The organism is Geodermatophilus sp. SYSU D00079, assembly GCF_054050635.1.
Window position 1 is genome coordinate 15,493 of sequence record NZ_JBJGZS010000012.1, and the last position, 14,824, is coordinate 30,316.

Here is a 14,824-nt window from a genome sequence, read left to right on the forward strand (position 1 = left end):
ACCACCCGGCCGCCGCCGCGGTGCCGCGGTCACGGCAGGTTGGGCATGCCGACCTGGATCTCGCGCACCTCGAAGTGCGCCATCGTGGCCCCGCCGGTGGCGAAGTTGGCGACGTCGGCCGCCGCCGACTGTCCCTCCGGGGAGGCGAAGGCCTTGCCCATCGCCTCCTCGGACTCGAAGTCGAGCTCGGCGACGAAGTAGGGCGCCGGCTGGGAGGGGTCCAGCGACTTGCCGTGGCCCACGGTGAAGCGGATCACCCCGGGCATCTCCATCGCCAGCGGCGCGTGGGTGTCGCGGTAGTACTCGTCGAACGCGCCGGGGTCGGTGGGCTGTCCGTAGCTGACCACGAGCCGGTGGACCATGTGTGCACCTCCGCGTCGGCCGGGCCTCGCTGCCCGGGAGTGGCCCCACCTTGGCAGGTCGGGGGCCACTCCCGCGACCTCTAGAAGGTGATGACCAGGCGGCCGCGCACGCCGCCGCCCTCGAGCACGCGGTGCGCCTCGGCGCCCTGCTCGGCGGGGAAGGTGCGCGCCACGCGCAGGGTCAGCACCCCGTCCTCCACCAGCTGCCGGAGCTCGTCGAGCTTCTGCTGCTCCTCGCCGTAGGTGCGCACCATCACCGGGTGCACCCGCAGTCCGCGCTGCCCGTCGCCCCGGTAGCCGCGGACGGTGGTCACGGTGCCGCCGTCCTTGACCGCGGGGAGCACGAGCTCGTCCTGCACCGAGCCGTCGGCCAGCCCGTCGACGCCGGCCGGGTACAGCTCCCGGATGCGGTCGGCGACGTCGTCCCCCCGCCGGACGACGACGTCGGCACCGAGGTCGCGCACCAGCTGCTCGTCGGCCTCGGAGGCGTCGGCGACGACGGTCAGGCCCGCGTGCTTGGCCAGCTGGACGACGTACCCGCCGAACGCGCCGGCCGCGCCGGTCACCGCGAGCACCTGGCCCGGCTCCAGCGCCATGAGGTCGAGGGCGAGGCGGGCGGTGAGCCCGTTCATCGGCAGCGTCGCGGCCTCGACGTCGCTGGCGCCCTTCGGGACGCGGGCCACCGACCCCACGGGGACGACGAGGTCCTCGCGGTACCCGCCGTGCGCGCCCGTGGGCAGCACGATCGCCATGACCCGCTCGCCCACCTGCAGGTCGGTGTCGACGTCCGGCCCGATCTCGACCAGCTCACCGGCGGCGTCCATGCCCGGCACGTAGGGGAACTGCTTGACCGGGTCGCGCTGGGCGTAGGTGCCGTTGCGGGCGTAGGTGTCGGTGGGGTTCACCGTCGCCGCGGTCACCCGGAGCCGCACCTGGCCCGGGCCCAGCGGCTCGGCCGGGACATCGACGACGTGCAGGGCCTCCGGCCCACCGAACTCGGTCACTCCGACAGCTCTCATGCCCCGAGCCAAGCGGGTGCGGCGAGCCCGTGTTCCCCGGCTTCCACGCAGCAGAACCCCGGCCGGAGCCCCGGGCCCGCCGCCCCGGCCGGTGACCGGCGTGTCGGGAATGGCGGAGGAGCGCCGGTCGCTGGACGGGGTGAGCTCCCGCACGCCCGACCCCGACCCGAGAGGCCGCGCGCATGCCCACGCTGCTGCAGTCCCGCCCCGTCCCCGGAGTCCCGGCCCCGCGCCGCCGCGTGCGCGTCAAGCTCGTGGCCGCGGGGATCGGCCTCGCCGTCCTCGTACCCGCCGGCTTCCACGTGGCCGGCTGGCTGCCCGACAACCCGTTCGGTCAGGACGTCGTCGACCGCAGCACGACGCCGCTGATGCTGGCCCTGGACGACCTGCACGAGTACCACGCGGCCACCGGCACCTTCCAGGTCGTCGTCGACCGCGAGGTGGACACCCGCTACGTGCCCTCGGTGATCAGCGGCGAACGGGTCACCTACCTGGCCACCGGCACCGCCGACGCCTCGGTCGACTTCGAGGGCCTGGACGCCGAGCACGTGGCCCTCTCGGCCGACGGCCGGTCGGCGACCATCGTGCTGCCGGCCCCGCGCATCGGCGAGGTGCGCATCGACCCCGCCGAGAGCCGCGTGCTCGACCGCGACCGCGGCCTGGTGGAGCGGGTCGGGGACGCCTTCGCCGACGACCCGGCCGCCGACGACCCCGAGCTGTTCGCCCTCGCCGAGAGCCGCCTGGCCGCCGCCGCCGACGCCAGCGACCTGGTCGACCGCGCCGAGGACAACACCCGCACGATGCTCACCACCCTCGCGCAGTCGCTGGGCGTGGAGGAGGTCGAGGTGCGGTTCGAGGCGGCTCCCGGCAGCGCCGGCTGAGCCGGAGGACCTCCCGACGCGGTCGTGCTCTGCCCACGGGTGTGGGCAGAGCACGAGGTCTCGCGGGGACACCGTGGCCCCGGCCCCGCCAACGAGGGGACCGGGCCCGGGATCAGCGCTTGAGCGCGTACTCCTTGAGCAGGCCCCGGCTGATGATCGTCTTCTGGATCTCGCTGGTGCCCTCGCCGATGAGCAGGAACGGCGCCTCGCGCATCAGCCGCTCGATCTCGAACTCCTTGGAGTACCCGTAGCCGCCGTGGATCCGGAAGGCCTGCGTGGTCACCTCCGCGCAGTACTCGCTGGCCAGCAGCTTGGCCATGCCGGCCTGGACGTCGTTGCGCTCGCCGGAGTCCTTGAGGCGCGCGGCGTTGACCATCATCAGGTGCGCGGCCTCGACCTTGGTGGCCATCTCGGCCAGCTGGAACGCGATCGCCTGGTGCTGCGCGATCGGCTTGCCGAAGGTCTCCCGCTGCTGCGCGTAGGCCACCGCCAGCTCGAAGGCCCGGATCGAGATGCCACACGCGCGGGCCGCGACGTTGACCCGGCCCACCTCGACGCCGTCCATCATCTGCGCGAACCCGCGGCCCGGCGTCCCCCCGAGGACGTCGTCGGCCGAGGCGCGGAAGCCGTCGAACACCAGCTCGGTGGTGTCCACGCCCTTGTAGCCCATCTTGTCGATCTTCCCGGGGATGGTGAGCCCCGGGAGCACCTCGCCGAAGCCGGCGGGCTTCTCCACGAGGAAGGTCGTCAGGTTCTGGTGGGCCTTGGCCGCCCCCTCGTCGGTGCGGACCAGCGCGGCGACCAGCGTGGACGACGCGCCGTTGGTCAGCCACATCTTCTGGCCGTCGATGACGTAGCCGTCCCCGTCGCGGACCGCCTTGGTGCGGATGCCCGCGACGTCGGAGCCCAGCCCCGGCTCCGACATCGAGAACGCCCCGCGCACCTCCCCGGTCGCCATGCGGGGCAGCAGCCGCTGCTTCTGCTCCTCCGTGCCGTGCTGGACGAGCATGTGCGCCACGATGAAGTGGGTGTTGACGACCCCGGAGACGCTCATCCAGCCGCGGGCGATCTCCTCCACCACCAGCGCGTAGGTCAGCAGCGACTCGCCCAGCCCGCCGAACTCCTCGGGGATGGTCAGCCCGAAGATGCCCAGCTCCTTGAGTCCCTCGACGATCTCGGTCGGGTAGACGTCGCCGTGCTCGAGCTCCTGGGCGTGCGGGATGATCTCCTTGTCCACGAAGCTCCTGACCGTCGCCAGGATCTCCTGCTGGACGTCGGTCAGGTCGGCGGTCTGGGCCAGGCGGGTCATCGCGATCGCTCCTCCGGGACTCCGGTGTCCGTGGTTACTCGTGAGTATGGAGCACCCCTCGTGACTGCCGTCGTGGCCCTCGTCACCCCGTCCGCTGCCCCGGCGGCCGTCCTCCGGGGGACCGCCGTCCTCACCGCCTGCGTCCTGCTGGCCGGCTGCGGCGGGGCCCCGGCCGAGGAGGCACCACGGGAGGACCCGGCCCCCGCGCAGGCCGAGCAGTCGGCGGCCGCCGCCGCCGACCCCGCGGCCGCGACCACCCCGGCGGAGGCCGCCCTGGCCGTGGCGCTGCGCACCGGCGACCTCCCGGCGGGCTGGACGGCGCAGGCGAACCCGGTGGCCGACGGCGACCTCTCCGACGACCCGAGCCTGGCGGGCATCTGCGGGGTCTCCTTCGCCTCGGAGGCGCACCGGACGGCGAAGCACCCGGTGGTCGGCCTCGACCCCGACGGCACCGCGACCCTGGTGTCGGAGGCCATCGCGTACGACTCCGCCGAGGCCGGGGCGCTGGCCCTGACCGAGCTCCGGGACGCCTTCGAGTCCTGCCCGGCCGACGACCGGACCTTCGCCGACCCGCCGGCCGTCGACGGGCTCACCGGCACCGTCGTGGCCGTCCGCTACCGGCTGGCGGACGGGACGACGCAGGACGTCCTCGCCCAAGGGCGTGGCGCGGTGGTCTCGGTGCTCATCGCGGAGGATCCTGCGGCGGGCGCGACGGCGGCCACGGGCATCGCCGCCCGGATGGCGGCCCTGCCCGCCCCCGCGACCGGCGGCTGAGCCCCCACGACGAGAGGACCCGCATGAGCAGCGACGACGGCCTGTACCGGGGCGACCCCCCGCCGGCGCCGCCACCTCCGCCGCCCGGGTACGCCCCTACCACCGGTCACGGGCCGCCGCCGGGGTACACCCCGTTCCCCGGGTACGGGGTGCCGCCGGGTTACGGCCCACCGCCGGGGTACGGGGTGCCGCCGGGCTACGGCCCACCGCCGGGCTACGGCCTGCCCGGCTCCTACCGGCGGCCCACCAACAGCATGGCGATCCTCGCCCTGGTGATGGCGTTCGTGTTCGCGCCGGCCGGGCTCGTGCTCGGGGTCGTCGCCCGCCGGCAGATCCGGGAGACCGGCGAGGAGGGCGAGGGCCTGGCGCTGGCCGGGATCATCGTCGGCTCGATCGCCTGCGCCCTCGTCGTCGTGGCGGTCGGGCTGTGGTTCGTCGCGCTCGCCTCGCTGTCGAGCGTCTCCTTCGGCCCGTAGCCGGTGCGGGGTCAGCTGTCCGGCGGGGTGAAGGTCGAGGTGCGCTGCAGCCCGGCGGCCCGGCCCTTGCCGGCGATGACCAGGGCCATCTTGCGGCTGGCCTCGTCGATCATCTCGTCCCCGAGCATGGCCGAGCCCTTCTTCCCGCCGGCCTCGGAGGTCGACCAGTCGTAGGCGTCGAGGATCAGCTCGGCGTGGTCGTAGTCCTCCTGGGAGGGCGCGTAGATCTCGTTGGCCGCCTCGATCTGGCCCGGGTGCAGCACCCACTTGCCGTCGAAGCCGAGCACCGCCGAGCGCTTGGCCACCTCGCGGAACGCCTCGACGTCGCGGATCTGCAGGAACGGCCCGTCGATCGCCTGCACCCCGCGGGCGCGGGCGGCCATGAGGATCTGCATGAGGATGTAGTGGAACGGGTCGCCGGCGTAGTCCGGGTGCAGCGCCCCGACCACCAGCGACTTCATGTTGATCGAGGCCATGAAGTCGGCCGGGCCGAAGATGATCGTCTCGATCCGCGGGCTGGCGAAGGCGATGTCGTTGACGTTGATCAGGCCCTGCGCGTTCTCGATCTGCGCCTCGATGCCGATCCGGCCCACCTCCAGGCCGGTGGACTTCTCGACCTGGGTGAGCAGCAGGTCCAGCGCCCGCACCTGCGCGGCGTCGACGACCTTGGGCAGCATGATGCAGTCCAGCTCCGCGCCCGCACCCTCCACGACCTCGATCACGTCGTGGTAGGTCCACTCCGTGGTCCAGTCGTTGACCCGGACGGTGCGGATCTTGTCGCCCCAGCCGCCCTCGTTGAGCGCCGCGACGATGTTCTTCCGGGCGCCGGGCTTGGCCAGCGGGGCGCAGGCGTCCTCCAGGTCGAGGAACACCTGGTCGGCCGGCAGGCCCTTCGCCTTCTCCAGGAACCGTGGGTTGCTGCCCGGGACGGCGAGGTTGGAACGGCGGGATCGGAGCTCGGCCACGGTGCCTCCGCATCAGGGGGTCAGGTCGCTCCCGGAGACTAGCCAGAGGGGCAGAAATGGCCATTTCTGCCCCTCAGGTGGCCGGTTCCACCAGGGTCGAGGGCCGGCTGGCCCGCACCACGAGGGCGACGCCGACGACGACGAGCAGCACACCGGGCAGGGCGAGCAGCGGCGGCACCTGCTGCAGCAGCACCAGCGCGAACAGCAGCGCGCCGGGCACCTCCAGCAGGACGACGAGGGACACCACGGTGGGGCCGACCGAGGAGAGCACCAGGTTCAGCAGCGTGTGGCCCAGGAGCTGCGCGCAGAAGGTGATCGCGGCGATCAGCAGCCAGTCGCGGGCGGCGAACCCCGCCAGCGGCGCCCCGACGACGACCGCGGACACCGCGATCGCCGCCGCGCACACCGAGTAGCAGACCACTGCGTACGCCGAGGTGGGCAGCCGCTTCCGCGCCCGCGCCCCGGCCAGCACGTAGCCGCCGGCGCAGACCGCCCCGAGCAGCGCCAGCCCGTCGCCGGCGAGGGCGCGCACGCTCACCGACACGTCCACCCCGGCGATGAGCGCGACCCCGAGCACCGCGAGCACCAGCCCCCACCAGATCGCCGCGGGCAGCCGCACGCCGCTCACCCGGGCCGCCAGCGCCGTCCAGATGGGGGTGGTGGTGACCAGCGCGGTGGAGGCGGCGACCGTGGTCATCGACAGGCTGGGCAGCCAGGCGGCGAAGTGCGCGGCGAGGAACAGCCCGGCCACCACCGACGTCCCGAGGTCGCGCGGGCGCAGGCCGGCCAGCGCCGAGCGGTCCCGGAGGAGGAGCACCGGGAGCAGCGCCGCCGCCCCGCCCACGTTGCGCCAGAAGGCCAGCGCCAGCATCGGAGCGGCCACCAGCGTGGTCAGCGGCGCGGACAGCGAGATGCCGATGACGGCCACCGCGATGAGGCCGACGTCCCGACCGCCGGGGCGGTGCACGGCCCACGCGGACGCCGCCGGTGCGCTCAGGAGGGCACCCGGATCCGGCCCCGGGCGACCGGCACCACCGCCCCCTGCACCGTCGTGGCGGTGGTCCGGCCCCCGGAGGCGGTGACGGTGCAGGACAGCAGCGACGGGCGGCCCATGGCCTCGCCCTGGCGGACGACGTAGGACGACGTCGCGTCGGGGGCCAGCAGCCCGGTGGCGACCAGCCACACACCGGCGCCCAGGGCGGCCGAGCCGGTGGCGGGGTCCTCCCCCCACCCCAGGTCGGCGGCGAACACCCGTGCGGAGGCGGTGGAGGCCCCGGCGTCCCAGGACAGCACGGAGACCCCCTCCCCCACCCCCAGCGCGCCCAGCAGCGCGGGGACGGGCGCGGCGTCGTCGACCACCTCGGGACGCACGGCCAGGTAGCTGAACGGCAGCCCGCAGCCGGCGACGTGCGCGGGCAGGCCGACGGCGTCGGCGGCCGACAGCCCCATCGCCTCGGCCAGCGCCCCCGGGTCGGGGCCGTCCTCGAGGGTGGGCCGCCCGCCGGAGAGGGTCGCGCCGTCGTCGTCCACCACGACGTCGAGGACGCCGGCGCCGCACTCCTGGCGCAGGGTGCCCGCGGCCAGCCGGCCGGCGCGGACCAGGGTGTGCGCCGCCCCCACGCTCGGGTGGCCGGCGAAGGGCAGCTCGGCGTAGGGGGTGAAGATGCGGACCCGGTAGTCGGCGTGCGACCCCTCGGTCGGTGCGCACAGGAACGAGGTCTCCGACAGGTGGAACTCGTTGGCCAGCGCCTGGCACTGCTCGGTGCTCAGCCCGTCGGCGTCGAGGACGACGGCCAGCGGGTTGCCCGCGAACGCGCGGGGGGCGAAGACGTCGACGACCTCGTACTCGAGCTCGGCTGCGGGGGACGACACGGCGCCGACGGTAGCCTCAGCGCTCGTGGCCGGCTCGCCAGGCCACGGCAGTGCCGCGGTGACCGAGCTCGCGAGGTCACCCACCCACTCCGCACCTCGGCACGGAGCCGACGAGCGCCATCGAGGAGGTCCCGTGACCACGGTGACGAGGGCCTACGTCTCCCGGCTGGCCGGGCTGCCGGTCTTCGACCCCAACGGCGACCGGGTCGGCAAGGTCCGCGACGTCGTGGTCGCCCTGCGGGTGGGCACCGCCGCGCCGCGGGTGCTGGGGCTCGTGGTCGAGGTGGTGGCCCGCCGGCGCATCTTCGTGCCGATGGGCCGGGTGACCGCCGTCGACACCGGTGCGGTCGTGCTGGCCTCGGGCACCCTCAACCTCAAGCGCTTCGAGCAGCGGGCCGGCGAGACCCTCGTCCTCGGGGAGCTGCTGGACCGCTCGGTGCGCATCGCCGACGACGACCGTCCCGCGCACGTGGTCGACGCCGGGATGGAGCAGACCCGCACCGGTGACTGGGTGCTGTCCAAGCTCGCCGTCCAGGAGCCCGGCCGGCTGGGCCGCCGCGGGCAGCTGCACACCCTGAACTGGGACGAGGTGACCGGCCTGGGCCTGCCGCAGAGCGGCCAGGGCGCGGAGACCCTCATCGCCACCTACCGCGAGCTCAACGCCGCCGACCTCGCCCACGCGCTGCAGGACCTCCCGATCAAGCGCCGGCACGAGGTGGCCGAGGCCCTGGACGACGAGCGGCTGGCCGACGTCCTCGGGGAGCTGCCGGAGGCCGACCAGATCACCATCCTCGGCACCCTGGACGAGGGGCGCGCCGCCGACGTCCTCGAGGTGATGGACCCCGACGACGCCGCCGACCTGCTGGCCGAGCTGTCCAACGTCGACCGCAACCGGCTGCTGGAGCTCATGGAGCCCGACGAGGCCGAGCCGGTGCGCCAGCTGCTGCAGTACTCCGAGGACACCGCCGGCGGGATCATGACCAGCGAGCCGGTGATCCTCTCCCCCGACGCCACCATCGCCGAGGCGCTGGCGCGGGTGCGCGAGCCCGAGCTGACCCCGGCCCTGGCCAGCCAGGTGTACGTGTGCCGGCCGCCGTCGGCCACCCCGACCGGGCGCTACCTGGGCCTGGCGCACATCCAGCGGCTGCTGCGCGAGCCGCCGTCCACCCTGGTCAGCGGGGTCGTCGACGACATGGAGCCGCTGCGGCCGGAGGCCCCGCTGGCCGAGGTGACCCGCTACTTCGCCACCTACAACCTGGTCGCCGCGCCGGTCGTCGACGCCCAGGGCCGGCTCGTGGGCGCGGTCAGCGTGGACGACGTCCTGGACCACCTGCTGCCCGACGACTGGCGCGAGCGGGCCCGCCGTGGCTGAGGGCCGCCGGCTCGACGTCCCGCGGGGTGCGCGGGGCTTCGGCAGCTTCCTGCGCCTGGACCCCGACGCCGTCGGCCGGTTCGCCGAGGGCATCGCCCGCTTCCTCGGCACCGGGCGCTTCCTGGCCGTGCAGACGGTGATCGTGACCGTCTGGATCCTGCTCAACGTCTTCGCGATCCGCCTGCAGTGGGACCCCTACCCCTTCATCCTGCTCAACCTGGCGTTCTCCACCCAGGCCGCCTACGCCGCGCCGCTGATCCTGCTGGCGCAGAACCGGCAGGCCGACCGCGACCGGGTGCAGGCCGAGGAGGACCGCGCCCGCGCCGCCTCCACCCGCGCCGACACCGAGTACCTGGCCCGGGAGCTGGCCTCGTTGCGCGTCGCCGTCGGCGAGCTGGCCACCCGCGACTTCATCCGCGGCGAGCTCAGCCGGCTGCTGGCCGACGAGGACGACGACGGCGGCGACCGGAAGAAGAAGAGCGGCGGCAAGAAGCGTCGCGAGGCCGCGGCGGGGGCCGACGCCGTCGGCTGACGGCCGGAGCGACACACTGCACACTCTGCATCGTTGCATCGTGTGCAGTGGAGGAGGACGCTGGCCTCCGTGGTGGAGCGGGGACTGCGCGAGCGCAAGAAGGCCGACACCCGCGCGGCCCTGGCCGCCGCGACCCTGCAGCTGGCCGTCGAGCGCGGGTGGGAGCACGTCACCGTGGAGGCGATCGCCGCGGCGGCCGACGTGTCCTACCGGACGTTCTTCAACCACTTCTCCGCCAAGGAGGAGGCCCTCCTCTTCCCCTCCGGCCCGGAGCAGCCGCGGCTGTCGGCCCGGGTGCGCGCCCAGCCGGCGGGCACCCCGGTCCTGGACGCCGTCCGGGCCGCGTTGCACGAGGACCTCACCGAGCTGGAGGCCGACCCCGGCGCCCTGCGCGACTGGATGACCGTCGTCCTCGCCACGCCGTCCCTCATCCCCCGGCTGGTCGAGATGAGCTCGGCCGACGAGCGGGACATGGCGCTGGCCATCGCCGAGCGCACCGGCCAGGACGCCGAGGCCGACCTCTACCCCGGCCTGCTGGCTGCCGTCGTCTCCGCCGCGGTGCGGGTCACCCTGTGGCGCTGGCACCTGCTGGCCGGGGCGACCCCGCTGGTCACCGTGGTGGACGAGGCGCTGGAGGCACTCGCCGCCGGGCTCACGCCCCCCGCCCCGACCGCCTGACCCACCTCACCCCCGAAGATCCCGACCGACAGGAGCAGCATGTCCACGACCGCCGAGTCCGGCGCCGCCGGGGCGGCCAGTACGCAGGCCCGGATGAGCCGACGGGAGGTGCTCCAGGCGCTGTCCGGCCTGATGGTGGGCATCTTCGTGTCCATCCTGGCGGCGACCGTCGTCAGCAACGCCCTCCCGGTGATCATCGCCGACCTCAACGGCAGCCAGTCGGTCTACACCTGGGTCGTGACGGCGGAGCTGCTCGCCATGACCGCCTCGGTCCCGCTCTGGGGCAAGCTCGCGGACCTGGTGAGCCAGAAGCTCCTGGTCCAGCTGTCCCTGGCGCTGTTCGTCGCCGGGTCGCTGCTGGCCGGCTTCTCGCAGGACACCGGCACGCTGATCGTCGCCCGCGTCGTCCAGGGTCTCGGCGCCGGTGGCCTCACCGCGCTCGTGCAGATCGTGATGGCGGCGATGATCCCGCCGCGCGAGCTGGGCCGCTACGCCGGCATCTTCGGGGCCGTCTTCGCCGTGGCCACCGTCGCCGGGCCGCTGATCGGCGGCGTCATCGTCGACACCTCCTGGCTGGGCTGGCGCTGGTGCTTCTTCATGGGCGTCCCGTTCGCGCTGCTGGCGATCGTGCTGCTGCAGAAGACGCTGAAGCTCACCCAGGTCCGCCGCGGCGACGTGCACATCGACTGGCTGGGCGCGCTGCTGATCACCGCCGGGGTGAGCACCCTGCTCATCTGGGTCACCCTGGCCGGCAACGAGTTCGACTGGGCCTCCGGGACGACGGCGCTCATGGTGGGCGGCGCGGTCGTGCTGCTGGTCCTGGCCGTGCTCGTCGAGTCCCGGTCGCCCGAGCCGGTCATCCCGCTGGACATCTTCCGCAACCGCACGGTCACCCTCACCACCCTGGCCAGCGCCCTGGTCGGCATCGCGATGTTCGGCGGCACGGTCTTCCTGTCGCAGTACTTCCAGATCTCGCTGGGCTACACCCCCACCGAGGCCGGGCTGCTCTCCCTGCCGATGATCGCCGGCCTGCTCGTGTCCTCCACCGTGGCCGGTGCCCTGATCACCAGGACCGGCACCTGGAAGCGCTTCCTGATCGCCGGTGGGGTGCTCATGACCGTCGGCTTCGGACTGCTGGCCACCATCGACGCGCAGACCTCGATCTGGGTGCTCGGCGCGTTCATGGTCGTGCTCGGCGTCGGCGTCGGGCTGCTCATGCAGAACCTCGTCCTCGCCGCGCAGAACGACGTCCCGGCCCGCGAGCTGGGCTCGGCGACCTCCGTGCTGTCGTTCTTCCGCAGCCTGGGCGGCACGATCGGCGTCAGCGTACTCGGCGCGGTGCTGGCCGGCCGGGTCGCCGGCGACCTGAGCGTGCTGGGTGGCGGCGCGACCGCCGACGGGGGCGGCGAGACGACCGTCCCCGACGTCTCGAGCCTGCCGCCGGAGGTCGCGGGCCTGGTGCAGGACGCCTACGGCAACGCGACGGCGGAGCTGTTCCTGATCGCGACGCCGCTGGCCGCGCTGGCGCTGCTGGTCGTGCTCTTCATCAAGGAGAAGCCGCTGAAGACGACGTCGGGCGCCGAGCGACTCGCCGAGGAGCAGGCCCAGCTGCCCCTCGCGCACTGACGCACCCCCGCGCACCCAGGCCGCCGTGGCCCCCTCCCCGGGGCCACGGCGGTCCCGCGTCCGGGCCCGCACCGCGGCCCGCCGGTTCCGTCGTCCCCCTGCGGCACGATCCGGGGCGTGACGCGCACGCACACCGTCACCGGGTCGCCGATCGGCCCGCTGACGCTGGTGGCCGAGGACGACGCCCTGGTCGCCCTGTACCTGGACCCGCCCGACCCGGCCGCGGTCGGCGAGCGGGACGACGCCGGGCTCGCCGACGCCGTCCGCCAGCTGGCGGAGTACTTCGCCGGTGACCGCACCGGGTTCGACCTGCGGCTGCGGGCGACGGGCAACGAGCTGCAGCTGGCCGTCTGGCGGCTCATGGCGGAGATCCCCTACGGCGAGACCCGCTCCTACGGCGCCCTCGCCCGGCAGCTCGGCGACCGGACCCTCGCCCAGGCGGTGGGCACGGCGTGCGGGCGCAACCCGCTGCCGGTCGTGGTCCCCTGCCACCGCGTGGTCGGCGCCGACGGGAGCCTCGTCGGCTTCGGCGGAGGACTGCACCGCAAGCGGTTCCTCCTCGACCTGGAGCAGCGCGACCGCCGGCTGTTCTGACCCCCGGGTCAGCCGGTGAGGACGTGCACCAGCGCGCCGGCGGCCCCGGCGAGCACCAGGACGACGATGAACGGCGCCCGCAGGGCCAGCGCGACCGCGGCCACGGCGAGGCCGGCCAGCCGCCCGTCGACGACGATCGTGCCGTCGCTGGTGGCGGCCTGGACGGCGACCAGCGCGGCCAGCAGCGCCGCGGGGACGAAGTCCACGATCCGCGCCACCCACGGCTGCTCCACCCACGCGGCCGGCACCGACAGCCCGGCCAGCTTGAGCAGGTAGCAGCCCAGGGACCCGGCGACGACCGCCACCCACAGCGCCGTGCCGCTCACCGCGCACCGTCCGCGGCGACCGGCCGGCGGGGCCGGCCCGCGAGCGCGACGGCCACGACGGCGGCGATCACCTGCACACCGGCCGGCACCACCGGCGTCAGGGCCAGCGCCACGACCGCACCGCCGACCGCGACCCGCCGCTGCACCGCCGCCTCGGGGAACGACCGCCGCAGCCGCGGCCACAGCAGCGCCAGGAACGCGGCCGGGACGACGGCGTCCAGCGCGGCCAGCGCCGCACCGCTGAGCGCCGCCGCACCGAGGGAGCCGACCACGGTCGTGAGGTTCCAGACCACGAAGATCGTCGCGCCGCCGGCCAGGAACGCCAGCCGGGCCAGCTTGCGGTCCGGCGCGGCGATGGCCAGCGCGGTCGTCTCGTCGATGACCCAGTGCGCCGTCCCCAGGCGCGGCAGGACGCCGCGCGGCCGCAGCAGCGGCACCAGCCGGACGCCGTACACGGTGTTGCGGGTGCCGAGCAGCAGCGCGCTGCCGACGGCGGCCAGCGCGCTGCCACCCGCGCCGAGCACGCCGACCAGGGCGAACTGGGAGGCGCCGGTGAACATGAGCAGCGACATCGTCATCGCCTGCCAGAGGTCGAGCCCGGCGGCGTCGGCCGCGGCGCCGAAGGCCACGCCGTAGAGGCCCACGGCCAGGCCCAGCCCGACGGCGTCGCGCAGGGTGGCGGAGCGCTGGTCGGACACGGGGCCAGGGTAGTGAGCGCGTCGGTGCGTACTGGATCACGCCACGGACGGCGGGCTCGGTCGGCGCGCCGCCGTACAGTGGCATGAGACCCGTGTGCGCAGGTCGCCGCCGCCTCTCGGCGGACCGGACCGGGTCCCCCCGTCGAAGGAGACAGACGCAACGATGTCCGCCCCGCTGACCGGCGCGCCGGCGCTCGACGCCGTCAACGCCGCTCTGGCCACCGTGCAGGACCCGGAGATCAACCGCCCGCTGACCGAGCTGGGCATGGTCAAGGACGTGCAGATCGCCGAGGACGGCGCCGTCCGGGTCGAGGTCTACCTCACCGTCTCGGGCTGCCCGATGCGCGAGACGATCACCAACCGCGTCACCCAGGCCGTCTCCGCCGTCCCCGGCGTGACGGCGGTCCAGGTCGGCCTGGACGTCATGGACGACGAGCAGCGCGCCGAGCTGCGCCGCACCGTGCGGGGCACCGACGCCGCCGACCCCGTCATCCCGTTCGCCCAGCCGGGCTCGCTGACCCGCGTGTACGCCGTCGCCTCCGGCAAGGGCGGCGTGGGCAAGTCGTCGGTGACGGTGAACCTGGCTGCGGCACTGTCCCGGCGCGGCCTGTCGGTCGGCGTGGTGGACGCCGACATCTACGGCCACTCGGTGCCGCGGATGCTCGGGGTCGACGACAAGCCCACCCAGGTCGACAACATGATCATGCCGCCGCAGGCCTACGGCGTGAAGGTCATCTCGATCGGCATGTTCACCCCGGGCAACACCCCGGTCGTGTGGCGCGGGCCGATGCTGCACCGTGCGCTGCAGCAGTTCCTGGCCGACGTGTGGTGGGGCGACCTCGACGTCCTCCTGCTGGACCTCCCGCCCGGCACCGGCGACGTCGCGATCTCCATCGCGCAGCTGCTGCCCAACGCCGAGATCCTCGTCGTGACGACGCCGCAGCTGGCCGCCGCCGAGGTGGCCGAGCGGGCCGGGGCGATCGCCACCCAGACCCACCAGCAGGTGGTCGGCGTCATCGAGAACATGTCGTGGATGGACCTGCCCGACGGCTCCCGCGTGGAGGTCTTCGGCTCCGGCGGTGGGCAGACGGTCTCCGACGCGCTGACCCGCACCCTGGGCGCCCGGGTGCCGCTGCTCGGCCAGATCCCGCTCGACACCCGGGTGCGCGAGGCCGGTGACGCCGGTGCGCCGGTGGTGCTAGCCGACCCCGAGTCCCCGGCCGCCCAGGCGCTGACCGCCATCGCCGACGGGCTGGCCAGCCGTCAGCGCGGGCTGTCGGGCATGTCCCTGGGGCTCACCCCGGTCCGCCGCTGAGCTGACCGCGACAGAGGCCCGGTCC

Annotated in this window: 17 protein-coding genes; 9 read left to right on the top strand and 8 right to left on the bottom strand. The window is 74.4% G+C overall.

Annotation, left to right across the window (positions count from 1 at the left end):
- Positions 1-29: 29 nt before the first annotated feature.
- Together ACI79E_RS11770 and ACI79E_RS11775 are read right to left on the bottom strand one after the other, a co-directional pair.
- Positions 30-362 carry an EthD family reductase gene (locus ACI79E_RS11770; RefSeq protein WP_456932724.1) on the bottom strand — a complete coding sequence of 111 codons (333 nt, stop codon included), beginning with the start codon at positions 360-362 and terminating at the stop codon, positions 30-32.
- 80 nt (positions 363-442) lie between these two features.
- Positions 443-1,381: a quinone oxidoreductase family protein gene (locus ACI79E_RS11775; protein WP_456932725.1), complete on the bottom strand. Its 939-nt coding sequence runs from the start codon at positions 1,379-1,381 to the stop codon at positions 443-445.
- Between the two features lie 182 nt (positions 1,382-1,563).
- Between ACI79E_RS11775 and ACI79E_RS11780 the strand changes: the two genes are divergently transcribed.
- Positions 1,564-2,262, top strand: coding sequence for a DUF4230 domain-containing protein (locus ACI79E_RS11780; RefSeq protein ID WP_456932726.1), 699 nt, complete (start codon positions 1,564-1,566; stop codon positions 2,260-2,262).
- 112 nt (positions 2,263-2,374) lie between these two features.
- On the opposite strand, the gene ACI79E_RS11785 is transcribed toward ACI79E_RS11780, so the two are convergent.
- Positions 2,375-3,571, bottom strand: coding sequence for an acyl-CoA dehydrogenase family protein (locus ACI79E_RS11785; RefSeq protein WP_456932727.1), 1,197 nt, complete (start codon positions 3,569-3,571; stop codon positions 2,375-2,377).
- 60 nt (positions 3,572-3,631) lie between these two features.
- Between ACI79E_RS11785 and ACI79E_RS11790 the strand changes: the two genes are divergently transcribed.
- Together ACI79E_RS11790 and ACI79E_RS11795 are read left to right on the top strand one after the other, a co-directional pair.
- Positions 3,632-4,345 (top strand): hypothetical protein, encoded by a 714-nt coding sequence (locus tag ACI79E_RS11790; RefSeq protein WP_456932728.1) that lies wholly within the window; start codon positions 3,632-3,634, stop codon positions 4,343-4,345.
- Between the two features lie 23 nt (positions 4,346-4,368).
- The gene (locus ACI79E_RS11795) at positions 4,369-4,821 is read left to right on the top strand and encodes a DUF4190 domain-containing protein (RefSeq protein WP_456932729.1); all 453 of its coding nucleotides are present in this window, start codon (positions 4,369-4,371) and stop codon (positions 4,819-4,821) included.
- Positions 4,822-4,832: 11 nt separating this feature from the next.
- On the opposite strand, the gene ACI79E_RS11800 is transcribed toward ACI79E_RS11795, so the two are convergent.
- From ACI79E_RS11800 to ACI79E_RS11810, 3 genes are all read right to left on the bottom strand, one after another.
- Positions 4,833-5,786 carry an HpcH/HpaI aldolase/citrate lyase family protein gene (locus ACI79E_RS11800; RefSeq protein WP_456932730.1) on the bottom strand — a complete coding sequence of 318 codons (954 nt, stop codon included), beginning with the start codon at positions 5,784-5,786 and terminating at the stop codon, positions 4,833-4,835.
- Positions 5,787-5,859: 73 nt separating this feature from the next.
- Positions 5,860-6,753 (bottom strand): DMT family transporter, encoded by an 894-nt coding sequence (locus ACI79E_RS11805; RefSeq protein WP_456932731.1) that lies wholly within the window; start codon positions 6,751-6,753, stop codon positions 5,860-5,862.
- Between the two features lie 26 nt (positions 6,754-6,779).
- Complete coding sequence (locus tag ACI79E_RS11810; RefSeq protein ID WP_456932732.1) at positions 6,780-7,658, bottom strand: PhzF family phenazine biosynthesis protein; 879 nt, start codon at positions 7,656-7,658, stop codon at positions 6,780-6,782.
- A gap of 133 nt (positions 7,659-7,791) precedes the next feature.
- Between ACI79E_RS11810 and ACI79E_RS11815 the strand changes: the two genes are divergently transcribed.
- The 5 genes from ACI79E_RS11815 to ACI79E_RS11835 all read left to right on the top strand — a co-directional run bounded on the left by ACI79E_RS11815 (position 7,792) and on the right by ACI79E_RS11835 (position 12,460).
- A complete protein-coding gene (locus ACI79E_RS11815; protein WP_456932733.1) occupies positions 7,792-9,030 on the top strand; it encodes a magnesium transporter MgtE N-terminal domain-containing protein in 1,239 nt (412 codons plus the stop codon).
- Positions 9,023-9,562, top strand: a complete 540-nt coding sequence (locus ACI79E_RS11820; RefSeq protein WP_456932734.1) for a DUF1003 domain-containing protein — start codon at positions 9,023-9,025, stop codon at positions 9,560-9,562. Before ACI79E_RS11815 ends, ACI79E_RS11820 begins: the two co-directional genes overlap by 8 nt.
- 69 nt (positions 9,563-9,631) lie before the next feature.
- Positions 9,632-10,240: a TetR/AcrR family transcriptional regulator gene (locus ACI79E_RS11825; protein WP_456932735.1), complete on the top strand. Its 609-nt coding sequence runs from the start codon at positions 9,632-9,634 to the stop codon at positions 10,238-10,240.
- Positions 10,241-10,279: 39 nt separating this feature from the next.
- Positions 10,280-11,866, top strand: coding sequence for an MDR family MFS transporter (locus ACI79E_RS11830; RefSeq protein ID WP_456932736.1), 1,587 nt, complete (start codon positions 10,280-10,282; stop codon positions 11,864-11,866).
- A 117-nt stretch (positions 11,867-11,983) separates the two neighbouring features.
- Entirely contained in the window at positions 11,984-12,460 is a 477-nt protein-coding gene (locus tag ACI79E_RS11835; RefSeq protein ID WP_456932737.1) for a methylated-DNA--[protein]-cysteine S-methyltransferase, read from the top strand.
- 8 nt (positions 12,461-12,468) lie between these two features.
- Here ACI79E_RS11835 and ACI79E_RS11840 read toward each other — a convergent pair whose 3' ends face one another.
- Positions 12,469-12,786 carry an AzlD domain-containing protein gene (locus tag ACI79E_RS11840; RefSeq protein WP_456932738.1) on the bottom strand — a complete coding sequence of 106 codons (318 nt, stop codon included), beginning with the start codon at positions 12,784-12,786 and terminating at the stop codon, positions 12,469-12,471.
- Positions 12,783-13,484, bottom strand: a complete 702-nt coding sequence (locus ACI79E_RS11845) for an AzlC family ABC transporter permease (protein WP_456932739.1) — start codon at positions 13,482-13,484, stop codon at positions 12,783-12,785. The genes ACI79E_RS11840 and ACI79E_RS11845 overlap by 4 nt, the downstream gene beginning before the upstream one ends.
- A 163-nt stretch (positions 13,485-13,647) precedes the next feature.
- Between ACI79E_RS11845 and ACI79E_RS11850 the strand changes: the two genes are divergently transcribed.
- Positions 13,648-14,799, top strand: coding sequence for an Mrp/NBP35 family ATP-binding protein (locus ACI79E_RS11850; RefSeq protein WP_456932740.1), 1,152 nt, complete (start codon positions 13,648-13,650; stop codon positions 14,797-14,799).
- Positions 14,800-14,824 lie beyond the last annotated feature (25 nt).